21 protein-coding genes are annotated in these 23,645 nt (G+C 61.4%); 9 read left to right on the top strand and 12 right to left on the bottom strand.

The genetic code is table 11. The features are described from left to right. Positions 1–15: 15 nt before the first annotated feature. From APH41_RS23495 to APH41_RS23485, 3 genes are all read right to left on the bottom strand, one after another. Complete coding sequence (locus APH41_RS23495) at positions 16–1,122, bottom strand: efflux RND transporter periplasmic adaptor subunit (protein WP_054921776.1); 1,107 nt, start codon at positions 1,120–1,122, stop codon at positions 16–18. Positions 1,123–1,141: 19 nt separating this feature from the next. Beyond that, a complete protein-coding gene (locus APH41_RS23490) occupies positions 1,142–2,368 on the bottom strand; it encodes a TolC family protein (RefSeq protein ID WP_054897169.1) in 1,227 nt (408 codons plus the stop codon). A gap of 109 nt (positions 2,369–2,477) precedes the next feature. Beyond that, complete coding sequence (locus tag APH41_RS23485; protein WP_054921774.1) at positions 2,478–3,383, bottom strand: cation diffusion facilitator family transporter; 906 nt, start codon at positions 3,381–3,383, stop codon at positions 2,478–2,480. Between the two features lie 217 nt (positions 3,384–3,600). On the opposite strand from APH41_RS23485, the gene APH41_RS23480 reads away from it, so the two are divergent. Further along, complete coding sequence (locus tag APH41_RS23480; protein ID WP_054921773.1) at positions 3,601–4,971, top strand: gluconate:H+ symporter; 1,371 nt, start codon at positions 3,601–3,603, stop codon at positions 4,969–4,971. Between the two features lie 3 nt (positions 4,972–4,974). On the opposite strand, the gene APH41_RS23475 is transcribed toward APH41_RS23480, so the two are convergent. Then, a complete protein-coding gene (locus APH41_RS23475; protein WP_054897172.1) occupies positions 4,975–6,264 on the bottom strand; it encodes an MFS transporter in 1,290 nt (429 codons plus the stop codon). A gap of 186 nt (positions 6,265–6,450) precedes the next feature. Between APH41_RS23475 and APH41_RS23470 the strand changes: the two genes are divergently transcribed. Next, positions 6,451–7,869, top strand: a complete 1,419-nt coding sequence (locus tag APH41_RS23470) for a short-chain fatty acid transporter (RefSeq protein WP_003188294.1) — start codon at positions 6,451–6,453, stop codon at positions 7,867–7,869. Positions 7,870–7,937: 68 nt separating this feature from the next. Here the strand turns inward: APH41_RS23470 and APH41_RS29505 are convergent, their stop codons facing one another. Together APH41_RS29505 and APH41_RS23465 are read right to left on the bottom strand one after the other, a co-directional pair. Continuing rightward, entirely contained in the window at positions 7,938–8,075 is a 138-nt protein-coding gene (locus APH41_RS29505) for a hypothetical protein (protein WP_230633863.1), read from the bottom strand. 81 nt (positions 8,076–8,156) lie between these two features. Further along, positions 8,157–8,447: a nucleotidyltransferase family protein gene (locus APH41_RS23465; RefSeq protein ID WP_032893707.1), complete on the bottom strand. Its 291-nt coding sequence runs from the start codon at positions 8,445–8,447 to the stop codon at positions 8,157–8,159. Positions 8,448–8,602: 155 nt separating this feature from the next. Between APH41_RS23465 and acpA the strand changes: the two genes are divergently transcribed. The 3 genes from acpA to APH41_RS23450 all read left to right on the top strand — a co-directional run bounded on the left by acpA (position 8,603) and on the right by APH41_RS23450 (position 12,252). Continuing rightward, entirely contained in the window at positions 8,603–10,303 is a 1,701-nt protein-coding gene (gene acpA, locus APH41_RS23460) for an acid phosphatase (protein WP_034128122.1), read from the top strand. Positions 10,304–10,422: 119 nt separating this feature from the next. Next, positions 10,423–11,592 (top strand): hypothetical protein, encoded by a 1,170-nt coding sequence (locus tag APH41_RS23455; protein ID WP_054897175.1) that lies wholly within the window; start codon positions 10,423–10,425, stop codon positions 11,590–11,592. Between the two features lie 135 nt (positions 11,593–11,727). Continuing rightward, on the top strand, positions 11,728–12,252 hold the full coding sequence (locus tag APH41_RS23450) for a hypothetical protein (protein WP_034128124.1): 525 nt from the start codon (positions 11,728–11,730) through the stop codon (positions 12,250–12,252). On the opposite strand, the gene can is transcribed toward APH41_RS23450, so the two are convergent. Continuing rightward, positions 12,249–12,893, bottom strand: coding sequence for a carbonate dehydratase (gene can, locus APH41_RS23445; RefSeq protein WP_003188288.1), 645 nt, complete (start codon positions 12,891–12,893; stop codon positions 12,249–12,251). The genes APH41_RS23450 and can overlap by 4 nt on opposite strands. Positions 12,894–13,031: 138 nt before the next feature. Here can and APH41_RS23440 point away from each other — a divergent pair, with 138 nt between their 5' ends. Beyond that, on the top strand, positions 13,032–13,436 hold the full coding sequence (locus tag APH41_RS23440) for a hypothetical protein (RefSeq protein ID WP_054921771.1): 405 nt from the start codon (positions 13,032–13,034) through the stop codon (positions 13,434–13,436). Positions 13,437–13,569: 133 nt separating this feature from the next. Here APH41_RS23440 and rimI read toward each other — a convergent pair whose 3' ends face one another. Together rimI and APH41_RS23430 are read right to left on the bottom strand one after the other, a co-directional pair. After that, positions 13,570–14,022, bottom strand: coding sequence for a ribosomal protein S18-alanine N-acetyltransferase (gene rimI / locus APH41_RS23435; RefSeq protein ID WP_003188286.1), 453 nt, complete (start codon positions 14,020–14,022; stop codon positions 13,570–13,572). Continuing rightward, positions 14,015–14,761, bottom strand: a complete 747-nt coding sequence (locus APH41_RS23430) for a hypothetical protein (protein WP_054897178.1) — start codon at positions 14,759–14,761, stop codon at positions 14,015–14,017. Before APH41_RS23430 ends, rimI begins: the two co-directional genes overlap by 8 nt. Positions 14,762–14,948: 187 nt before the next feature. On the opposite strand from APH41_RS23430, the gene mksB reads away from it, so the two are divergent. Genes mksB through mksF form a run of 3 tightly spaced genes read left to right on the top strand, consistent with a single transcriptional unit; the run spans position 14,949 to position 19,760 of the window. Then, entirely contained in the window at positions 14,949–16,226 is a 1,278-nt protein-coding gene (gene mksB / locus APH41_RS23425) for an Mks condensin complex protein MksB (protein ID WP_054921769.1), read from the top strand. Beyond that, complete coding sequence (mksE, locus tag APH41_RS23420; RefSeq protein WP_054921767.1) at positions 16,216–16,923, top strand: Mks condensin complex protein MksE; 708 nt, start codon at positions 16,216–16,218, stop codon at positions 16,921–16,923. Before mksB ends, mksE begins: the two co-directional genes overlap by 11 nt. Further along, complete coding sequence (gene mksF, locus APH41_RS23415; protein WP_054921765.1) at positions 16,920–19,760, top strand: Mks condensin complex protein MksF; 2,841 nt, start codon at positions 16,920–16,922, stop codon at positions 19,758–19,760. Before mksE ends, mksF begins: the two co-directional genes overlap by 4 nt. Before the next feature lie 187 nt (positions 19,761–19,947). Here the strand turns inward: mksF and APH41_RS23410 are convergent, their stop codons facing one another. The 3 genes from APH41_RS23410 to APH41_RS23400 are packed head-to-tail and all read right to left on the bottom strand — an operon-like array spanning position 19,948 to position 23,513. Beyond that, positions 19,948–22,251 carry a PqiB family protein gene (locus APH41_RS23410; protein WP_054921763.1) on the bottom strand — a complete coding sequence of 768 codons (2,304 nt, stop codon included), beginning with the start codon at positions 22,249–22,251 and terminating at the stop codon, positions 19,948–19,950. Further along, on the bottom strand, positions 22,244–22,867 hold the full coding sequence (locus APH41_RS23405) for a paraquat-inducible protein A (RefSeq protein ID WP_054897181.1): 624 nt from the start codon (positions 22,865–22,867) through the stop codon (positions 22,244–22,246). Before APH41_RS23405 ends, APH41_RS23410 begins: the two co-directional genes overlap by 8 nt. Further along, the gene (locus APH41_RS23400; RefSeq protein ID WP_034128130.1) at positions 22,854–23,513 is read right to left on the bottom strand and encodes a paraquat-inducible protein A; all 660 of its coding nucleotides are present in this window, start codon (positions 23,511–23,513) and stop codon (positions 22,854–22,856) included. Before APH41_RS23400 ends, APH41_RS23405 begins: the two co-directional genes overlap by 14 nt. Between the last annotated feature and the right edge of the window lie 132 nt (positions 23,514–23,645).

Raw genomic sequence — 23,645 nt, 5'->3', positions numbered from 1 at the left:
GAATCACTCGCAGGATCAATGGGCGTGTTCGGCCGAGCCTTTGCCCAGTTCGGACTTGAGGATGAAGCTGCCAGCCGTCGCCACCTGCGCGCCGGCCTCCAGGCCTTTGCGCACTTCGACGTAACCGTTTTCACTGACGCCCAGTTCAAGATGGCGGGTGATAAAGCCGTCCGCGGTACGCACAAACACCGAGGGTTTGTCCTCGACGGTCTGGACAGCGGTTTGCGGCACGGTGACCTTGGCCTGGTAGGTATCGGTGGCCACTTGCACGGCGACGAACAAGCCCGGGCGCCAGGCGTCGTCAGGGTTGGGGACCGTCACGCGCACGGTGGCGGTGCGCGTCTGCTCACCGAGCAAGTTGCCCACATAGGCCACGGTGCCCAGCACTTCGGTGCCCATTTCCGTCGAGCTGACTTTCACCGGTTTGCCCACGCGAACCTTGTTCAAGTCCTTGGGAAATACGCCGAAGGTGACCCACACCTGGGACAGATCCGAGAGGGTAAAGGCATTACTGGTTTCACTGACCACCTCGCCCACCCCCAGGTGTTTTTCCACCACCACACCGGCGAAGGGCGCACGCAGTTCATAACGATTGCCGCCGGCCAATACGGCGCTGCCGCTGAGCGCAGTCATTTTTTGCCGCGCATTGTTCAGGGCGATTTCGGCTTCTTGCAGGGTTTGCCGCGCCAGCAGGTAATCCTGTTCGGCAGAGATTTTGTCCTGCCACAACTGACGCTCGCGCTGGAAGGTGGTACGCGCCAGTTCGACCCGGCGCTCACTGGCCGCCAATTCGCTGCGCTGGTCGGAAATCTGCTGGCTGGCGATCACCGCCAACAGCTCACCCTTCTTCACCGACTGGCCCAGGTTGACCTTCACCGCCTCCACCACGCCTGCCGCACGGGGCACGATATGGGAGGTACGGTCTTCATCAAAACGCACTTCGCCCGGCAGCGTCAGCACGGTGCTGATGGCACGCGGTTGCGCCTGGGCCAACTGGATGCCGGCGGCTTGAATCTGCTGCTCGGTGAGTTCGAGCTTGCCTTCTTCTTCCTCGGCGTGGGCGAAGCCGGAAAGCATCAGGCCCAGGGCGACGGCGAGCGCCATGCCATGTTTTTTGTTCATCAGGAGACTCCAGGAAAAATCAAAAGCGGGCGAGGTCGCCGTAAATGCGTTCGATGCGTACCCAGGCCTCGGTGGCCTGGGCGGTGGCCGCAAGGTATTGGGTGCGGGCCGCGATCAAGGTGCGCTGGGCGTCGAGCACGTCGAGGAAGTTGAACTTGCCCATCTCGAAGCCACGGGTGGCGCTGTCTACCGCACTTTGTGCGGCGGGCAGGATCTGCTGGTTGAACGCGCGCACTTCGGTATTTGCCGTTTGCCACAGGTCCAGGGCCTGGCGGGTTTCGGTGCGCAGGCGCAGCTCGGCGGCGTTGCGCAGGTCGCGGGCCTGGTCGGCGCGTCGAGTGGCCGCGAGGATGTTGCCCTGGTTGCGGTTGAACAGCGGGATCGGCATCGACACGCCCACCAGGTTCACCCGTTCGCGCACACTGGCGTCGTATTGGCTGCCGATCGACACGTCCAGGTCAGGAATGCGCTGGGCTTTTTCCAGGCCCACGCTGGCTTCGTTCTGCACAATGCTGAGTTCGGCCAGGCGCAATTCGGCAGTTTGCTCAAGGCGTGCCAGCAATGGCGCGGCGGCGGGTAACGCCGGTACCGAGGTGCTTGGCGTGGCGACGGCCTGGAAGTCGGTGGCGGCGCTGCCGGTACTGGTGGCGAGGCGACGGTAGGCGTCAGTGAGGCCAATCTGTGCGCGGTTCAATTCCAGACGGATTTGCGACACCTGCACCTGGGCGCGAGTGGCTTCCACCGGCGACGACTTGCCAGCGGTGACGCGCCCATTGGCGACCACTAGCCCGCGCTCGGCAAGCGTCATGGAGCGTTGCGCCAGGTCAAGGCGTTCCTGGGCGCGCAGGGCGCCGTAGTAGCTGTCGATGACCTCGGCACGCAACTGGTTGCGACGCTGCTCCAGGGTCAGCGCGGCGGCATCCTGGGCGCGGGTGGCCACCTCGATGCGTGCACCGCGCTTGCCGCCCAGTTCAAGAGTCTGGCTGAGTTTGATGCTGGTGGTGCGGCTGTTGCGGCGGGTGTCTTCGGCGTCCCAGGAGGCCACCGGGTTGGGGATCAGGCCGGCCTGTTGCCGGCCGCCTTGGGCGATGTCGATTTCCCATTGTGCGGCCGCCAGGTCCGGGTTGTTGGCGAAGGCGGTTTGCAAGGCTGCATCGAGGGTGAGGGGTTGTGCCTGGGCGGCGTTTGCGGATATCCACACTACCAGTGCCGCCGCCCCCAACAGTGTTCTAACGAAAATTGCCATAACGAGAGTTCCACGCCCATGAAGTCGCTGAGGTTTCCCAGCGGGGGCAATGTAGCTTTCGGTACTTATCAGGGCCGTGGGCGAAAGATTACAAATCCGTTAGCCAGGCTCAGGCATGCACTTCGTCGTGATCGTCATGTTGAAAACCCTCGCCCTCGACCTGGATCGTGGCGTGGGAAATATCGAACTGTTCGTGCAGTAACTCCGTCACTCGGCTGAGGATCTGTTGCTCAGTGCCCTGGGACGCATCCGCGACCAGATGCGTACTCAGCACGTTCTTGCCACTGGTGAGGGCCCAGATATGCAGGTCGTGTACGTCCTTGACCCCAGGCACGCCGCGAATGCCCTGCTCCACCTGCTCGATATCCACACCTTCTGGCACACCTTGCAGCAGGATGTTCATGCTCGCCTTGAGCAACGTCCAGGTGCGCGGCAATACCCAAAAGCCGATGGCGGCCGCGACCACGGAGTCAACCCAACCCCAGCCGGTGAACATGATCACCAGCGCGGCAATGATCACGCCGACGGAGCCCAGCATGTCGCTCCAGACTTCCAGGTAGGCGCCCTTGACGTTAAGGCTCTCGCCACTGGCAGCGCTGAGCAGACGCATGGAGATCAGGTTGACCACCAGCCCCAGCAGCGCAATCACCAGCATGCCGGTGGACTGGATTTCGGCGGGCGCCTGCAGCCTCTGGTAAGCCTCGTACAAGATGTAGAACGCCACGGCGAACAACAGCAATGCGTTGAAGGCGGCCGCCAGGATCTCGAAGCGCGCATAACCGAAGGTACGCTTGCGATCTGCCGGGCGCTTGGCGACTTGGATCGCCACCAGGGAAATCGCCAGGGCCAGGGCGTCGGTCATCATGTGCGCCGCGTCCGACAACAGCGCCAGGCTGCCGGTGATAAAAGCGCCGATGACTTCGGCCAGCATGAAGCTGCCGGTCAGCCCCAGCGCGATCCATAACTTGCGTTCGTGGCCGGCGCGTACTTGGGCGTGGCTGTGTCCTGCGCTCATGAAATGTCCTCGTGGGTTGGGATGGGGCGGATCATAGAGCTATAGGCCAGATCCACTGGCATGGTTTGCAAAATTGTCATCTGAGCGCCAGAGGGTCGTTAGCTTCGGGCGCACCAAAATCGTTCATGCACGCGTTGGGGAAGATGTATCAGGTATGCTTTTCGGGCCGAAACAAAAAGAAACATATTAGCCAACCTGCTCGATAAGGAGTTCCGTCTTGGAGTTATCGACTGCCGCGTGGATGGTTCACGACACCCGCCTCATGCTCTGCGTGCTGTTGGCGATCGCCAGCATCATTGTGCTAATCAGCGCGACCAAACTGCCGCCCTTCCTGTCGATTTTGATCGGCACCTTTATCGCCGGGGTCGGCGCTGGCCTGCCGCCGGAAGAAGTGGCAAAGGCGTTCAGTAAAGGCGCCGGGGCGATTCTCGGCGAAGCCGGGATCATCATTGCCCTGGGTGCGATGCTCGGCGCGCTGATGGCCGAATCCGGCGCGGCCGACCGTATTGCCACCACGTTGCTCGGGCTGGGCAAAGGCAAGTCATTGCCCTGGGTGATGGCGTTGGTCGCCATGGTGATCGGCCTGCCGCTGTTCTTCGAAGTGGGCCTGGTGATGATGGTGCCGATCATCTTTGTGATGGCCAAGCGTTCGAACCAGCCGTTGCTGAAGATCGCCATCCCTGCACTGGCGGGCATGACCACCTTGCATGCCTTGATGCCACCTCACCCTGGGCCGCTGATTGCCGTAGGCGCATTGCACGCCGACCTGGGCCTGACCATGTTGCTGGGCTTTTGCCTGGCGGTGCCGGCAGTGATCCTGGCCGGGCCGCTGTATGGCAACTGGCTGTCCAAGCGCCTGCACGTGGATGAGCCGGCCGATATCGGCGCCTTGTTCAGCGCACCGCCCAAGGCCCCGCGCCAGCCGAGCTTCGGTGTGTCGCTGCTGATCATTCTGTTGCCGGTAATCCTGATGCTCGGCAGCACCTTGGCTAAAGTCGCGTTGGCGCCGGAAAGCACCCTCGCCCTGACCTTGAAATTCCTCGGTGAACCGCTGGTCGCCCTCGGCCTGGCCGTAATCGCCGCGGTCGTCTGCCTGGGTTGGGCGGCGGGCATGCCACGCGCCGACGTCGGCAACACCCTGCGCAAAGCCCTGGCGCCCATCGCCGTACTACTGCTGACTATCGGCGCCGGCGGCGGCCTCAAGCAAACCCTGCTGGACGCCGGCGTCAGCCAGACCATCAGCAAAGTCGCCGAAGGCGCGCACATGCCCTACCTGCTGCTGGCCTGGCTGATCGCCGTGGCCCTGCGCCAGGCCACCGGCTCGGCCACCGTCGCCACCACCACGACCGCCGGCATCCTCGCGCCGATGATGGCCGGGTTGGCGGCGACGCAAAGCTCATTGGTCGCCCTGGCCATCGGCGCCGGCTCGGTGTTCTTCTGCCACGTCAACGACGCCGGGTTCTGGATGGTGCGTGAGTACTTTGGCTTGCAGTTGAAACAGACGATCTGGGTGTGGTCGGTGTTGCAGACGATTGTTTCGGTGGTCGGGTTGGTGGGGACCTTGTTGCTCTGGCACTTCCTGACCTGATCCTCAGGCGGCCAGGCTGTGGCGTTTGCCAAACAACGCCACACTCGCCACCCCCACCGCCCCCATCACCACGCAATACCCCACGCAGATCCACGGGCTGGTCGGCATCAGCGCGATCAATAACAACGGTGTAGTACTTGCCCAGAGTGCATAGGCAATGTTGTAGGTGAAGGAAATGCCCGACACCCGCACCTGCGCCGGAAACAGCCCGACCATCACCGACGGCACCGCGCCCACCACGCCGCAACTCAGGCCCGCCACGGCATACGCCGCACCGAGCCACACACCGCCGGCGATCAGGCTGGCGTACAGCAGCGCAATGCCCACCGGCAGCAACAGGCTGTAGACCAATACCGCGCGCCATGCGCCGATGCGGTCCACCAGCAGGCCGGCGAGCACGCAGCCAATATTCAGGAAGACGATGCCCAGGGCGCTGAGGGCGAAGGTGTGGCTGGGGCTCATGCCGAAGGTTTTCTGCATCATGGTCGGGGTAATGACCACCAGCACTACCACGGCAGACGTCAGCACGCAGGTAAGGATCATCGCCGGCAGCAGCACGGCGCGATGGTCGCGCAGCACGGTGCGCAAGGGCATTTCGGCGGCGGCCTGGCGACGCGCCTGCATCTCCAGGAACACCGGGGTTTCACTGAGCCAGCGGCGCAGCCATACGCCGATCACACCGAATACGCCGCCGAGCAGGAAGGGGAACCGCCAGGCGTAGTCGAGGATTTCGGCAGGGGTGAAGACTTGCGCGAGCAAGGTGGCGGTCAGCGCCCCCAGCAGGTAACCGAAGGTCAGGCCGGCCTGCAAAAACCCCAAGGCATAGCCACGATGGTGACGCGGTGCGTGCTCGGCGACGAAAGTCCAGGCGCTGGGCACTTCGCCGCCCACTGCTGCGCCTTGCAGCACGCGCAACGCCAGCAGGATCAGCGGGGCGAAATAGCCGATTTGCGCGTAGGTCGGCATGACGCCGATCAACAGGCAGGGCAAGGCCATCATCAGGATGCTCAGGCTGAAGACGCGCTTGCGCCCCAGGTGGTCGGCAAAGTGCGCCATCAGGATGCCGCCCAGTGGGCGGGCGAGGTAGCCGGTCACGAAAATGCCGAAGCTTTGCAACAGGCGCAGCCACTCGGGCATTTCCGGCGGGAAGAACAGTTGGCTGAGGGTCAGCGCAAAGAACACGAAGATAATGAAGTCGTAGATTTCCAGGGCGCCGCCGAGGGCGGCCAGGCCCAGGGTTTTGTAGTCGGAGCGGGAAAAACGCTGCGCCCGTGGGGAAAAGGTGGCAGTCATGTGCAGGCTCGGCAGGCAAACAAAATGGCGTGCAGGTTATGAGCTGAGCCCATCGATGGCAATCGTGACGGATATATTTGTTTTACTCATTGATCGTTGAAGATAACAACATTCCCAAATCAATGGCCGTAGAGGAACATGCCGTAAAACTGCCAAACCCCATAATAACTACAAGAGGAAAGACTCGTGGCCGATGCTATCGAAGACAGCCGCTATGCCCGATTTGCCCTGCGTTGCTCCAACTTCGCCGAGCGCTGGTTTCCTGACTCCTGGGTGTTTGCCGCCCTCGCCGTGATCATCGTCGCCGTCGCGACCCTGGGCATGGGCGCCGCACCGGCCGAAGCGGCCAAGGCATTTGGCGATGGGTTCTGGAGCCTGATCCCGTTCACCATGCAGATGGCCTTTGTGGTGATCGGCGGTTACGTGGTCGCCAGCTCACCGCCGGCAGTGAAGTTGATCGACCGCCTGGCGCGCATTCCCAAGAATGGCCGTTCGGCTGTGGCCTGGGTGGCGTTGATTTCCATGGTGGCGTCGTTGCTTAACTGGGGCCTGTCCCTGGTGTTCGGCGGTTTGCTGGTGCGGGCATTGGCCCGGCGCACGGATTTGCGCATGGACTACCGTGCCGCTGGCGCTGCAGCGTACCTGGGCCTGGGGGCCGTATGGGCGCTGGGGCTGTCGTCGTCGGCCGCGCAGTTGCAGGCCAACCCGGCCAGCTTGCCGCCGTCGATTCTGTCGATCACTGGGATGATCCCGTTCACCGAGACCATTTTTTTGTGGCAATCCGGCGTGCTGTTGCTGGCGCTGATCGTAGTGTCGCTGATCATCGCCTACGCCACCGCGCCTGGCCCCAACAGCGCCCGGGATGCCAAGGCCTGCGGCATTGACCCGGCCTTCAACCTGCCCAAGCCGCAGGCGCCGACGCGCCCCGGTGAATGGCTGGAACACAGCCCGTTGCTGACGATTCTGCTGGCGTTGCTGGCGGCCGGCTGGCTGTTCCATGAGTTCTCGACCAAGCCGGCGATCAGCGCCATCTCGGGGCTCAATACCTATAACTTCCTGTTCATCATGGTGGGCGCGCTGCTGCACTGGCGCCCGCGCAGCTTCCTCGATGCCGTGGCCCGTGCGGTGCCGACCACCACCGGCGTGCTGATCCAGTTCCCGCTGTACGGCTCGATTGCCGCACTGATGACGGTGGTCAAGGGCGGCGACGGCCAGACTCTGGCGCACCATATCTCGACGTTCTTCACCTCCATCGCCTCCCACGACACCTACGCCCTGCTGATGGGCGTTTACTCAGCAGTGCTGGGCTTCTTCATCCCCTCAGGTGGCGGCAAGTGGATCATCGAAGCGCCGTATGTGATGCAAGTGGCCAATGATCTGCAATACCACCTGGGCTGGGCGGTGCAGATCTACAACGCCGCCGAGGCGCTGCCGAACTTGATCAACCCGTTTTATATGTTGCCGTTGCTGGGTGTGCTGGGGCTGAAGGCACGGGATTTGATCGGGTTTTCGTTCGTGCAGTTGCTGGTGCATACGCCGCTGGTGTTGTTTCTGCTGTGGGCGTTGGGAACGACGCTGAAGTATTTGCCGCCTGTGATGCCCTGAATAACGGGTGACCGCAACTGTTGGTAAACAGTTGCGGTCAAGGATTTACAGGAAGGCGTGCCAATAGATCAGGTAATGCACTCTGTACAAGGAATATGTGAATGGCGTGCCGCGAAGTCCGGATGCTGATCCATGATTTTCGTCGACACTTCACCAATGATGATCAGGCTCATGACCACAGCTTGTTGTGTTCGCCGGTCCTCCAAAAACTCTTCTTTGCTCAAGCCCTCTACAAAAGTGATCGCGTCAGTGGCAGCTTGCCAGATAATCCCCTAGCCGACTTTCCGTCATACTGGCCGGGCCTCCGCTAGCACTTTATCGCGAAACTTCAAAGGCAAGTCGCCAGGCGTAAGCAGGTCGACATTAACGCCGAGCAAGTCCTCAAGCTCGACCTGCAACCCACCGAGATCAAAGAGCGTTGTGCCCGGCGGCGCGTCTACCAGCAAATCAAGATCACTGCCTTCTTGGTCAGTCCCCATCAGTACCGACCCAAATACTCTGGGATTGGAAATACGGAAACGTCCGACCACTTCTCGTACAGCCGTTCGTTGCAGATCAAGTGCAGTTGAAGGTCTCACGACTCACCTCAGTGATGTGCATTAGAAGGGCAGTCTAGCAGCGCTTGAGCCGTGTAGACACGCCCCGCCCATCACACGCCTGTCTTTGTTCCGTCACATTCCATTGCTACCGTCCTGCGAAATATCTTGCAACATCTCGCCAAGGATTCCTCGCAATGAGTGACGAGCACAACGACCACCCTGCCCACGACTGCGCCCCCAAAACGCGGGTAGACACCAGCCGTCGGCGCTTCCTCGGCGGTGCGGCGGTGTTGGGGGTGGGGGCGACCTTGAGTGCCTGCGGCAATACCAGCGAAGCACCGAACCCACCCGTGGCGCGGCCGCTCACGCCCCAGGAACTGGACAAGGCGCTGCGCGAGCAGGTGAAAACCGTGGTGGTGATTTATGCCGAGAACCGCAGCTTCAACAACCTGTTCGCAGATTTCCCCGGGGTGGAGAAACCGCTGTCGGCGTTAACCGCCAAGGACTTCCAGCAGCGCGACCGCGATGGCAGCGTATTGCCTGCCCTGCCACCGAGCTGGGGCGGTGTGTTGCAGGTCGGCCCACAAACGGTGGACGGGGTGACTTACCCCAGCGAAGTGCAATTCCAGCAAAACCTGCCCAACGCGCCGTTCGCCCTCAAAGGCCCGCAGGGCGAAGACCTGCCATTGAGCCTGGTGACCCGCGACCTATGGCACGTGTTCTACCAGAACCAGATGCAGATCAACGGCGGCAAGAATGATGGTTTTGTCGCCTGGGGCGATTCCGGTGGGCTGGTGATGGGCCATTACGCCCAAAGCCGTTATGCCCTGCGCCTGTGGGACGTGGCCAAGGAGTTTGTGCTGTGCGATAACTTCTTCCAGGGCGCGTTTGGTGGCTCGTTCCTTAACCACCAGTACCTGATCAGCGCCACCGCGCCGTTTTATCCCAATGCCGCGCAGTCGGTGGCCAAGGCGCAGATCGCCACGCTGCAAAGCGATGACCCCAGCGGCACGCGCCTAAAGCCCTTGGACACGTCACCGGCCAGCGCCATGACCGGCCCGCCACAATTCGGCCCCAGCGCATTGACACCCGATGGTTACGGCGTAAACACCCTGGCCCCACCCTACTGGCCCACCTGGATCCGCGACCCGCAAAACCCGGATTATTCCAAGCCCGACCTGCCCAATGTGCTGGTGCCGCAAACCCACGAGCATATTGGCGACAAGCTGTCGAAGAAGAACATCGACTGGGCCTGGTACGCCGGTGCGTGGCAAGCCACCCTGGAGCAGTTCAAGGACTCCGGCGGCATCCCCAAGATTCCGAATTTCCAGTACCACCACCAGCCGTTCAATTACTTCAAGCAGCAAGGGCCGCAAAACCCGGCAGAACGTGCCAGGCGCCTGCGCGACGGCGGTTTGGGCGATGAGTCAAGCACCAACCGGTTCTTCGCCGACGCCCAGGCCGGCAAGCTGCCCGCCGTGAGCTTCTACAAACCCCAGGGCAACTTGAACATGCACGCCGGTTATGCCGACGTGGCCTCGGGCGATCGCCATATCGCCCGCGCCTTGAAGGTGCTGCAAGAAAGCCCGCAGTGGAAAAACATGGTGGTGGTGGTGACCGTGGATGAAAACGGCGGCTGGTGGGACCACGTGGCGCCGCCCCAGGGTGACCGCTGGGGCCCGGGCTCGCGGGTTCCGGCGCTGGTGGTGTCGCCGTTTGCCCGCAAAGGCACGGTGGACCATACGGTGTACGACACGGCATCGATCCTGCGTTTGATCACCCGGGTGTTCCAGTTGGAAACCCTGGACGGCCTCAAGCAGCGCGATGACGCGATGATCGCGCGCGGCCAGAAACCCATGGGCGATCTGAGCAATGCCTTGCAGTTCAGCCTGTAGGGGCTTATCCAATAACGACATGCCGGGCGATTTAACACGCGATTTTCCCGGTCAGCCGCTACTGTGTGCAGGTGGGCTTCCATCCCGCGCAGACGGGCTTCGCTGACAAGGAATCGACTATGTTTAAACCGACCAGGCTGTCCTTCACCCTCGCCGCACTACTGGCGAGTGCGGTCGTACAGGCCGACATCGAGGTGCCACTGGGCAGCACGCAGCGCGTCACCCAGTTGTTCGCGTACCCCAACAACTGCAATGTGATCTGCTTCCGGCCATGGTCACTGGAGCAGACCGCCGAACACTATTTGAACCAGAGCCTGCAACGTGACGGTTACAGCCGGGCCAAGGTCAGTGTGAAGACCCACGACGGTCAGGTCACGGCGTCCTTCAGCGGCGTGCCCGACAGTTACGGCCAGCCACTGACCACGCTGCTCAATACCGCCGACCTGGCTTACCAAGGCGCCAGCCAGCTCAACAGCGATGGCAAATGGGCCTACAACTGGTACCTGTTCCTGCCGTTGGGCATGGCCCTGGAAAACCGCAAAAGCATCGAGCTGTTGCACTTCCCTCCGGATTACTCGCTGACCCAGGCCCAGGATTACCTGGAATCGGCCACCACCGACCGCTGGGCCACCTTGTTAAGCGAAAATGGCGTACCGGCCACGGAAACGCCGGCGTACCAGACCATCATCGATATCGCGCCCATCGCTGCGCCGTCCAATGCCGGCAAAGACCTGGAAACCGTCTACGGGTATTTCACCGACTACCAGACCCGCATGGTCAAGGAACTGAGCCTGCGCCCTGGCGGCGCATTACCCATGGTGGCCTTCGGCGCGCCAGTGCGTAGCTGGATCAAGCAACAATACGGGCAAACCGTGGGCGTGCTGAGCCTGGCGCAGATCAGCCCGGAGCCTGGCAAAACCGTCGCGGTATTGGGCGCCAACCACCCAAGTTACATTTGGTATGCGGCCAGCCCCGACAGCTATGACGGTGATGAACAAAAGGCTGATGACGCCGGTTTGAAAGTGATGGGCCAGGACTTGAGCGCCGCCTGCTGGCAAGCAGGCATGGGCCAGAAACCCGCCAGCGATGCGAACGTATTGCTCAAGGCCTGCCTGAACACTTGGCAAGTCACGCGCAAGGAGCAGACGTGTGAATTGTTCTACACCTCGGTGCGCCACCTGACGCCTGAGCAGGCCAACGCCAAGTGCGCCACAGCGCCTATCAAAGCGCAGTTGAAACTGTTGAGAAATGCCGCTCCCACGCCCACCGTCATAGCCCCCGCGCTTTAAGGCGAAGAAACCGTTTCTACTGTCAACTTTGACAGTAGAAACCGGATCCCACTTCGGCGAATCTAGGGCCGCGCCCATTTGCTGCAAGACTGGCCGTCACACCCGCAGGTCCATGCAGCCCCGCTCAGGAGAGTGATGAAAACTCGAGCCATGGATAAGGCTGAAACGGCTGTGAATGACTGCCTCTATCCCTTCAAGACGCTGCTCGTGGAACAGGGTTACCCCTCGACCGAGCACTTTGAGGTCAAGCAAGAGGCTGAAGGGGTTGCGGCCAGGGTCACGGCGCGCGTGGCCTTTGAGAGTCGCACGCGCATTGCTAAGGTTTCCGGTTATGCCGTGAGCGAACGGCGCCCGTACACGCTGCAACTGTCACCCCGCATCCACTTGTACGATTGTTGGCTCTGCGGCCTGTTACAGCACTCCTGCAACCCGAACGTGTTTCTAGACACGACGTACCTGGAGCTATGGACGGTGCAACCCATCGGCGCCGGCAGCTTGCTGACGCTGGATTACGCCACCACCGAAGACACACTGGCCCGGCAGTTCGCTTGCCATTGCGGCGAGCTGAACTGCCGGGGCTGGATCACCGGCAGCAAGGAGCCGCTGAACGCCGAAGGCCAGGCCTTCATGGCCTGGTGGCGTGAGCACAAACGACCTTAGGCTTCGCCCAACGGACGCAGGCGGTATTGCGGCGGCAGTTGCTCGAAGCCACTGATGGTGGTGTTCAAACTCTTCCAGCGACCGTCCTTGATGCCATAGATACAGCCATGGATCGACAGGCTCTGCCCGCGATGCCAGGCATTTTGCACAATGCTGGTGTGGCCGACGTTGGCCACCTGCTGGATCACGTTGAGCTCGCACATGCGGTCCACACGCTCTTCTTCGGTCGGCAACTGGGCCAGCACATCGCGGTTTTCGTAGTAAAGGTCGCGAATGGTGCGTAGCCAGCCGTCGATCAGGCCGAACTGGCGGTCCTGCATCGACGCACGCACGCCGCCACAGCCGTAGTGACCGGTGACGAGGATGTGTTTGACCTTGAGCACGTCCACCGCGTACTGGATCACCGACAGGCAGTTGAGGTCAGTGTGCAGCACCACGTTGGCCACGTTGCGATGCACAAACAGATCACCGGGCAACATGCCGACGATCTCGTTGGCCGGTACACGGGCATCGGAGCAGCCGATCCACAGGTATTCCGGGGTCTGCTGGCGGGCGAGCTTGGCGAAGAATTCGGGATCTTCCTGTTTGATCGCGTCCGCCCAGCGTTCGTTGTTATCAAGCAGGTCTTGTAGTTCGTTCATCAGGGAAGCCTCAGGAATGATGCGCAGGTTTGTGACTGACAAGCCCTCGTCCGGGTCACGCCAGGCGCTAATTAGCTTGAATTTTTTGGCTGCCATGCCTGTCCACACACTATAAGCCCCACAGTATGAGGATTGGCCATGACTGAATCACGACGTCCCTACGGCGCAACGCAGCCGGAACCGATCGATGACAACGAAGACCGCATGGGTGAGATGCGCGAGCTGGATTTTGACGAGCAGGACCAGACTGCGGAAATCGGCGACGAGCTGCCCCGCCGTGAGCGCGACCATCTGATGCCCGACGAACGGGTGCGCGAAGCCGGGCTGACCGGCGCATCGACGGATGATCATGAATCCACTGACGACGATATGAGCCCGGAGACGCTGATCCGTGAGGACGGCGCGCGGGATGCCCAGGAGGAAGGCGAAGACAATGCCGCCGACTATGACTTGAGCGTCGTGGGAGAAAATGACATTGGTGGCGGGAATGGGTTGGATGAGGCGGAACTGGCTGATCTGGACCCGCTGAACCGCAAGCCCTGATCGATCATCACCCTATGTAGGTGTAGGAGCGAGCTTGCTCGCGAAAAAACCACCGGCGCCGCGGTCATCCAGGAAGCACGCGTTATCGTTGACGTTTTTCGCGAGCAAGCTCGCTCCTACAGCTCACGGTTGTTCAGTCGACGAGGGTGCAGGCCATCACGACTGCATCTTCGCGGCCACCCACCGCCGGGTAGTAATCCCGGCGACGGCCGATCTCGTTGAAGCCATAACGCTCATACAGGCGAAACGCGCCGGTATTGCTGTCCCGCACTTCGAGGAAGCATTCTCGCGCATTGGCGGCATAGGCACGCGACATCAAATGCTCCAGCAGCGCCAGGCCCAAACCTCGGCCCTGGTTTTCCGGCTTCACAGTAATGTTCAGCAAGTGCGCTTCATCGAGAATGATCTGCACCACCCCGTGCCCCACTTGCTGCTCGCCTTCGAACATCAGCCAGATCTGGTACTTGCCCAGCCCGTCGAGAAAAATCCCGCGGGTCCAGGGGTGGCTGAACGCCGCGTATTCGATTTTCAGCACGGCGTCGAGGTCGGCCTCGGTCATCGGGCGAAAGGATAAAGCCTCACTCATCAGTTGTTTTCCAGCGCGCCATCAGCCGGCGCATGGCTTGCCAGACATCAGCCTTACGCTGTGGCTCTTCCATTAATAATTCCAGGCCCGGCAGGGCCCACACCGAACCCAGGCCTTCAACCTGCAGCTCGCGGTACCAGGCCTCGGCGTTGGCTTCACCGGCAAACCGCACAGCGGGCAGGCCGATCAGCCACAGGCACACGCAAGGCTCGTCTTCCAGGCGTGCCGAGACAAACCCCTGGACGAAATCTCGTGCGGCCTCGGGGCCCTGGTCCATGGTGCCGCGCACCAGCAGCGGCCAGCGCACCGGCTCACCGACGATTTGCGGGCTGTCGGGCAGGCCGGCGGCGCGCAGCATGTCCTTGAGCAACAGGTAGGCCGGGTCGCGGGACTGGAAACGTTCGCCGGTCGGCAGTTCCACCAGCAACAGGCAACGCCCGGCCCGCAGCAATTGCAGGGCAAAGCGTGGCGGCGGCACGACCGGCGCCTTGGCCACCGGCGCAGCCTCCTCCACCACCTTGGCAGCTTTGGTCACCGGCGCAGGGCGCGGCACTTCGATCTTGGCCCGTTCGACCACCGGGCGCGTCTCAGGGGTGGGCTTGACCACCGCCACGGGCGCGGCCGCTTCTTCCCCCGACGACTCGAACGCCTCATAAGGCTCAAGCGCCTGCAACAACTCGGGCCGCGACGGCGCGGCAAACGGCAGTTCGGTGCGGGGCAGCCAGTTGACCACCTGCATGGCGGTCAAGTAAGCGCGACGTCGGGACTCGATAAGCACAGCTCGGCCACTTGTGGATAAGTAAAGAGCGGGGATTCTACCGCTGTTCGGCAACAATCGCCCACTGCGCACTGACCGGCTGTGGATAAATCCCGCGCCTGATGCAGTACAATCGCGACTTTTAATCGCCAACCAGCCGGCCATTCCCATGATCGAACCCAAGCGCGTCCTGCGCGCCCTCGCCGAACACTGGGCCTTACTTGAGCCTCTGTGCGAACACTTCGACCAAGGCACCCTGAGCCTGGCCGAGCTGCGCGCACAGTTGGCCGCCCAACAACTGGACAGCACGCCCCAGGACATCACCAGCCTACTGGACGTGTGGATTCGCCTGGATATCCTGGTACCTGTCGCCAAGAGCCCGAACCGTTTCGAGCTCAACGCGCAGATCCACGACTTCCTCGCCTATCTTCGCAAGGAGCACCGGCTTGGCCTGTGCCTGGAAATCGAAGCCTACCTGCGCCACCTGGAGCGTCTGGCCGGTTACATCCAGGACGCCTTCGACATCCGTGACGGCCACGACCTGGCCCGGCAACTGCGCCTGCTGGATATGCGCGTGCGCGATGTGCTCAAAAAACTCGCCAACGACGAACAGGCCCTCGCCGCCGTGGCCGACCGCGCCAAGACCAGCGACCGCCAGATCCCGTTGCGCCAGCGTTACGCCGAGGTATTGGCGACCTGGGACGAATACGTCGAGCCGATGATCCAACTGGTGAACGCCGACGGCGCCTTCGAGCAAGGCGTACGCAAGGTGGAAAACGTGCTGCTGCGCATGCTCACCGAGCAACAGCGTCTTGGCCACCTGGTAGATGACGACATGCTGCTGCGCACCCATGCGCGCATCCTCGAGATGCAAACCAGCGCCCAGCTGACCTTGCGCCATGCGCGGGAGTTGCTGCTGCCGCTGCGTGAAGAAGCACGCCGGCATAACGCCGTGACTCGCGGTGCGGCGCTGGCCCTGTCGGCGATTCGCCGCAAAGGCCTGGACGCGGTGCCGCAAGCGGCGATGCCGATGTTCACCCGGCCGCAAAGTACCTTTTTGGGCAGTGCGAGCCAGGTCGAGGCCTATGTGTATGCCCTGGCCAATTTCGAGCCCAAGCCGGCGCGTTTCCCCAAGGCGCACAAGTCCCACAAAGGCGAAGCCCCGCGCGCACCGCGTACGGTCAAGGAAATGCTCGAACGCTGCGAAGACGCGCTGCCGATGCCCGACCTGATGACCTGGCTGCTGGAGCAGGAACCGGACGGCGCCACCGATGAATTGCTGTACTGGTTCTCGCGCCTGTCCCGGGAAAAACGCTTCAAGCGCGAGCGCCTGGAACGTCGCGATTACCACACCCACGAGCACCAGGTCAGCCTGCGCTCCTTCGCCCTGCTCCCGGCCGGCATCGATGCCACCGAGAATTCTGCGAGCACGCCTTATGCATCTTGATCTATCCGAACTGTCCCAGCTGGCGCCGATCTTTCGCGAGCTGTTCAAGGGTTACCACGTCAGCCGTCGCGACCCGGAGCTGTACGCGCAATTGTCGAACTTCCAGGACCAGTACCGCACGCTGTTCAAGGCCCTGGGCTTTGAGCTGGTGTGCGATACCCGCGGCTTCTATTACTTCGTGCCGGACACTGCCGTGGCTGCCGCGCAGGTGAACAAAACCGCCCAGCGCCTGGCCCTGTTCACCTTCATCATCGTCGAACACCTGGCCGACCAGGGTCGCGACCCGATTGCGGTGCTCGACGGCGGCAGCCTGGGCCGCGATGAATTGCCTTCGTTGCTGGAGAAATACCGTGACCTGTTTATCCAGGCCGAGGTACAGACCCAGGAAGAGCTCGAAGAAAAAATCATGCGCCGCATGACCCAACTGGGTTTTGCCAGCGAAGACAACGGTATCTACCGCTTCCTGCCGCCGATGCACCGCTTCCTGGATGTGTGCCTGTCGGTGCAGCAGGACCGCGACCTTGCCGCCAGCGTACACAGCGTACTGCCGCTGCCGGCACCGGTGATATTCGACGAAGACAGCGACGAGAAACTGCTGAAGACCGATGACCCGCTGGATCTGAGCGCCTTCACCGAAGAAAGCGAAGAAGATGCCCTGGCCCGTGCCATTGCCGAAGAACAGGAGACCGACGCATGAGTAAGGAACGCTACGGCATCCGCCGCTTCGCCCTATTGAACACCGCCGGTTACAGCCTGGGCTTGTTCCCGCTGGAAGAACCGCTGTCGGTGTACGGCGCCAACAACCTGGGTAAATCCGCCTCGATCAACGCCTTGCAATTCCCGATCCTGGCACGCATGTCGGACATGAGCTTCGGCAAGTACACCCTGGAACAATCGCGGCGTTTCTACTTTGCCACCGACACCAGCTACATCCTGGTAGAAGTCTCTCTGCCCCACGGCCCGCACGTTATCGGCGTGGTCGGCCGCGGCCCGGGCGGCGGCTTTGGTCACCAGTTCTTTGCCTACGCCGGCAAGCTGGACCTTACCCACTACCAGAAAAACGACACCTGCCTGCGTCAGAAAGAGCTGTTCACCAACCTTGAGCGCGAGGGCCTGAAAGCCTACGAGCTCAAGCCCGATGAACTGCGGCGCTTGCTGGTGGGCGGGCATACGTCGGTCCCGCTGGACCTGACGCTGATTCCGCTGCGCTCCACCAGCGAGCAGAGCCTGAAGACGTTCCGCGCGCTGTTTATCAACCTGCTGCACATGCGCGAAATCACCGCGGCCAAGCTCAAGCAACTGTTCCTTGATGCCTTCGAACACAGCCTGCGTTCGGGCAGTGTCGACTACATCGCGGCCTGTGAAGAAGCCTTCCGTGATGTGCGACGCATGGAGCAGGACTACAACTCGCTGGTGGCTGCCGGCCCCTTGGTTGAAGCCCTGGCCAATGGCGTGAAACAGCGCGACGCCCTGCGCGGCAAACTGCATCGCCTGTCGCCGCTGCTGGATTCGTTGCTGGGCACCTGGTCGGACTACGCCAGTGCGCGCAAGGAAGAGCTGACCATCCAGGCCGAACACTACCGCAACGAGCAGGACGCGCTGCAAAACGACCAGCGCGGCGGCACACAGGAGCTGATGCGCCTGGAGCGGGAAATCAGTGGCATCCAGCGTTGGTTGGGCGAGTTGTCCGTGCTCAAGCACCGCTTTGCCCTGGTGGATGACGTCAAGATGCTGGAGCAGCAATTGCTCGCCGCCAAGGATGCCCACGATGAACTGGCGGGCGCCTTGGCGCAGTCGCGGCAGTTCAGCGCCGAGGACTTGGAAGAACGCCTGCGCGACCTGGAAAAGCGCTTGAAGTCGGTCAAGCAGCAACTCGATCACGCGGACAACAACAGCTACGCCAAGCTGCGCGAAGAATTTTCGCAGCAGGATGTCGAGCGCCTGATGCGCCTGTTCAACAGCTCGCTGTTCAGCTTGCCGCTGGGCGAACATGGCATCACGCTGGACGAGGACGGCCAGTGGGTCAAATCCCTGGAGCAGATTCTCGATGGCTTCAAGGGCGAGCGCTTTGAGGTGCCGGGGCTGTCCATCGACATCTCGCACATCGAGCCGCCGGCACTGCAAGCCCTGGCGGATCGCGCCGCGTTGCGTGACCAGAAAGAGCGCCTGGAAAAAGAGCTCAAGCAACTGAAAACCCAGCAGGCCGTGGCGTCCGACCGCGCCGCAAGCAAGACCCAGACCGAAGCGCTGTACCAGCAGGTACTGGATGCCCAAAAGGCCCTGGAAGACTTCCGCCGCACCCAGACCCTGAGCGCCGAAGAAGGCGAGAAGCTGGAAAACCTAGCGCAGATGGAAGCGGCCCAGGACGAGTTGAAGCGTTCCAGCGATGCCTTTACCGAGCGCGTCCAGCAACTGTCGGCCAAGCTGCAACTGGTCGGCCGTCAGATCGGCGATATGGAAGCCAAGCAACGCACGCTGGATGACGCGTTGCGCCGTCGTCAGCTGTTGCCGGCGGACCTGCCGTTCGGTACGCCGTTCATGGACCCGGTCGACGACTCCATGGACAACCTGCTGCCGCTGCTCAATGACTATCAGGACAGCTGGCAGGGTTTGCTGCGCGCCGATGGCCAGATCGAAGCGCTGTACGCCCAGGTGCGTCTCAAGGGCGTGGCCAAGTTCGACAGTGAGGATGATGTCGAGCGTCGTCTGCAACTGCTGATCAACGCCTATGCGCACCGTACCGACGAGGCGCTGACCCTCGGCAAGGCGCGCCGTGCAGCGGTCACCGACATCGCCCGTACCCTGCGCAACATCCGTAGTGACTACGACAGCCTGGAACACCAGTTGGCGTTGTTCAACCGTGAGATCAACAAGCGCCAGGTCTCCAACCTGCAAAGCTTCCGCATCGTACTGGCGCCGAACAAGGAAGCGCTCAAGCATATCGACCAGATCATCCACAGTGCCGGTCAGTATGAAGAAGGCTCGACCCTCTCGGTGTTCGACCTCAGCCAGAGCGCCGAACAGGACAACAAGAACGAAGAAGCCAAGGAATACCTGGCTCGCCTGGTCGCCGCCAACCATAACCAGTTGGGCCTCAAGGATTTGTTCGAATTGGCGTTCGAAATCACCAAGGTCAACGGCCAGCCGGTGATCCATACCGACATCGACGGCGCTGCGTCCAACGGCACTACCATGACCATCAAGGCGCTGACCAACATGTACTTGTTGCTGCACCTGATGGACCGCGACCAGGCCGGTCGCGTGCGGTTGCCGTACTACCTCGATGAAGCGGCAGACATCGATGAGAAGAACCAGGCAGCACTGCTGGAAACCAGCCTGCAATTGGGCTTTGTACCGATCCTGGCGAGTGTGAAGCCGCAGGTGTCCGCCCAGGTGGCGATCGACCTGGAGGGCGGCAGCGGGCCGAACGGGATCTACATTGATGAGGCGGACTGGAAGTACATCCGTCGCCATGATGTGGTGAAGGCGACGATGAATGTGCAGGCGGACGAGCCGGAGCTGGATGAAGTCTGACGGGCTGTACTGAAAGGCAAAAAGGCCGCGATCTTTTGGGATCGCGGCCTTTTTTTCGGCTTGGGATTTGCGGTGTGTTTGTGGGCCTCATCGCGGGCAAGCCCGGCTCCCACAGTTGGAATGCATACTTGCTGAAAATGCATATCCCTGTGGGAGCCGGGCTTGCCCGCGATAGCCGCGCCTCGGTTTATTTACCGAGTGGAATCTTAGGCGCCCAGGTCAGCCATTCATCCTCAAACTTGTCGAACAACGGGAACGTCTGCTGCGGCCGTGCCGGGTTACCCATGCGCTCGCCATCCGGGGTGGCAAAGGCGATGCCGCCGGCCACCAGCGTTTCAAGGGACTCGGTACGCACGGTCGCGCCCTTGAACAAGCCGAAGTCGAGGCCAAAGCCGCTGGTGTTCCAGAAGCGGCTGCCACTGCGTACCAGAGGTGCGTACTTGGGCTCGATCAGGATGTGCACCAACACACGGTCGGCGGTCTGGCCCAGCTCATAGCCGGTGACTTTGCCGACCGTCACTTCACGGTAGGTCACCGGTACCCCTTCCTTCAACGAACCACGGCGGGCGGCGCTGAGTGTGAGGCTCAGGCCAGCTTCCTGATGCACGGTTTCAGGCGGCTGGGTCAGGGCGACAAAGCTCTTCTGCGGGCCGGCGTTTTTCGCGGCCGGTTGCACCTCGATGTATTGGCCAGTGACCAGGGTCTCCAGGTTAGCCGTCTTCATCAGCCCCAGTTCCGGCTTGACCACCCAGAACTGGCTGCCCGTGCGCGCAATGCGGTCCGCAACCTGAGTGATACGCGCCTTGAGCAGCACCGACTGCATGTCGGCACTGAGGTCGACACTTTCGATCTTGCCCACATCCAGCCCCTTGAAGCGCACCGGTGTGCCGGCGCTCAGGCCGTCGGCGCGGTCGACTTTGATGGTCACCAGAGTGCCGTGCTGGTTGGCGGCATCACGGTCGGCATACAGGCGAAAGCGCGGGATGCGATGTTTCAATGGCACGTTCGGTTCCGGCGTTTCGAAGGCGATACCGCCCGCCATCAGGCTGGCCAGGGATTCGCTTTTGACCTGGATACCGCCGGTGAGCCCGCCCGTAAGGGTGACGCCGCTGGCATTCCAGAAGCGCGTCGAGCCGTTGACCAGGCTTTCGTATTCCTTCTCGATATGAACGCCGATCACTAGTTGTTTTTTCTTGCGTGAAAACTGGTAACTCTGCACCGAACCGACTTTGACCTGTTTGTACAGAATCGGGCTGCCGACATCCAACGAGCCCAGGCTGTCGGTGAGCAACACCATGTGCAGGCCCGGGGAACGCAGGTCCAAAGGTGGCGCCTTGGCGCGGGCTACGTATTCGCGTTGTGGCGGGGTGCCTTTGTCGCCTGGGCGAATCGCGATGTAGTTGCCCTTGACCAAGGCCTCCAGGCCGGTGATGCCCGCCAGGGAGATGGACGGTTTGACCACCCAGAATTGCGTGTCTTCGACCAGGTAGTCTTCAGCCAATGGATCGAGGGTCAGCTCGGCACTGGCGCTGGACAGGTCCGGGTCGATCTTCAGGGTTTTCAGGCTGCCGACCTGGATGCCTTTGTACATGACCGGCGTACGCCCGGCCTGCAGGCCTTCAAAGTCGGTGAGTTTGACCTTGACCTTGATGCCCGCTGCGGCGGCGTCGAAATCTTCGTATAGCCGGAAAGGCAGACTCGGGTCGGTGGGCGGGCTGTCTTTGCGGTTTTCAGGAGTGGCGAAGGCGATACCTCCGGCGACAATGCTGGAGAGGGATTCGCTACGCACTTTCAAGCCGGAAAGGTTGGCGTCGATACTGATGCCGCTGGCATTCCAGAAACGCGTGTGTTTGCGCACCAGGTTGGCATAGGTCGGCTCGATATAGACCTTGACCTCGACGGTGCTCTGGTCTTCAGACAGCAGGTAGCTTTTGACCTGGCCGACCTGAATCTGCTTGTAGAACACCGGACTGCCACGGTTCAACGAGCCCAGGCGATCGGCCTTGAGGGTCAGGTGCAAGCCGGGCTTGGCGTCGGATAACGGCGGCTCTTCGGAGAGCGCCTTGAACTTGCGCGTGGGCTCGCCATCACCGGGGCTGGCGGCGATGTAGTTACCTGAAACCAGGGTTTCCAGGCCGGTGATACCGGCAAGGCTGACGCTGGGCTTGACCAACCAGAAGCGGGTGTTGGTCTTGAGGTACTGCTCCACGTCCTTGTTCATCTCGATGGTGGCGATCACCCCGCGATTGCTGCCTTCGTCATCCAGGGCCAGGGTTTTGACCTTGCCCACGGTCATGCCTTTGTAGACCACTTCGGTCTTGTTGACCTGAATACCTTCGCCGCTTTCAAAGCGAACTTGAATCTCGATACCTTGCTGGGAATAGGCACGCCACCCCAGCCAGCCACCGATGATCAGGGCAATCAGGGGCAGCACCCAAATGGCCGACCAGTTAGAGGCTGGGCGGGTTTTAGCTTTAGGCAAATCACTCATGGTCGTCGTCCGACTCCGTGTTATCCCAAATCAGTCGGGGATCGAAAGTTACTGCGGCAAACATCGTCAAGATCACCACACTGGCGAACGCCGCAGCGCCGAGGTTGGCCTCGATACTGGCTAGCCGCCCAAAGTTAACGAGCGCCACCAGGATGGCGATCACGAAGATATCCAGCATGGACCAACGCCCAATGAACTCGATAAAGCGATACATCACAATGCGTTGTTGCGCGGACAGCGGTTGGTGACGCTGCACCGAGAACAGCAGCAGGCCAATGCCGACCAACTTGAAGGTCGGTACCAGGATACTGGCGATGAACACCACGGCAGCGATAGGAAACATCCCGTGCTGCACCAGCTGGATGACACCCGACATGATGGTGCTGGGGTCGCCTTGGCCGAGGGAGCTGACCGTCATGATGGGTAACAGGTTAGCGGGGATATACAGGATCGCCGCGGTGATCAACAGCGCCCAGGTACGTGTAAGGCTATTGGGGCGACGGGCATGGATCAACGCGCCACAACGGGTGCAGAGTTGCTCCTCGCTATCCGCTTCCTGCTTGTTCAACTCATGGCATTCTGTACAAATCAGAATACCTGCATCAATCGCCCGCATGGTCATCCTCTCCTGACAGCGCTTGCCAGATCTGATGGGGCGACATCACCACCTCAAGCAGAACTTGAACCATTAATAGACTCACGAAGCAGACCAGACCCAGGCCAATTGTGATGGAGGCCATGTCGGCGAGCTTTACGATCGCCACCAGCACACCCATCAAGTAGACCTCCAACATCCCCCAGTCCTTCATGTGGTGGTAGATGCGATATAGCAGCAGCCCGTAATTGCGCCCTATGTTCCAGCGAATACTGAGCAGCACTGCCAACTGGCACAGAAGCTTGAGCAAGGGGATGCCCATGCTGCACAGGAACACCACGGCGGCAACGCCTTGCATGCCCGTATCGAACAGGCCAACGACGCCGCTCCACACGGTGTCCTCCGAAGACTGCCCGAGTAGATTGAGCTGCATGATGGGCAAAAAGTTCGCGGGGACGTACAGCAGCAGGGCTGCCAGTACCAAGGCGAGACTGCGCTCGACCACATTGTGACGGTGAGCGTATAGCTCGTAGCCGCAGCGTGGGCATTGGGCTTTTTCGCCGAGGGCGAGCGTTGGTTTGCGCATCAGCAAGTCGCACTCATGGCATGCCACCAGATCGTCTAGCGGTAAATCCGATACCTCGTGGGCATCAACCGGATCGGGCATAGATAGGGCTCTGACTCTAAAAATGATTAGGTGGCTATTCTAGTGGTGTCGCTCAGAAATAACTGTGCAAATTTGTCGGGGCAGTCAGGTCGGAGGTTGGGGCGCACAGGTGTACGGGGACAAGGTGGACAC

Origin of the sequence: Pseudomonas sp. NBRC 111138, from assembly GCF_001320835.1 — a bacterium.
In the GTDB taxonomy this organism is placed as follows: Bacteria; Pseudomonadota; Gammaproteobacteria; order Pseudomonadales; family Pseudomonadaceae; genus Aquipseudomonas; species Aquipseudomonas paracarnis.
Note: the sequence above shows the minus strand (reverse complement) of the source record. Positions and strands in the feature narration are given on the sequence as shown.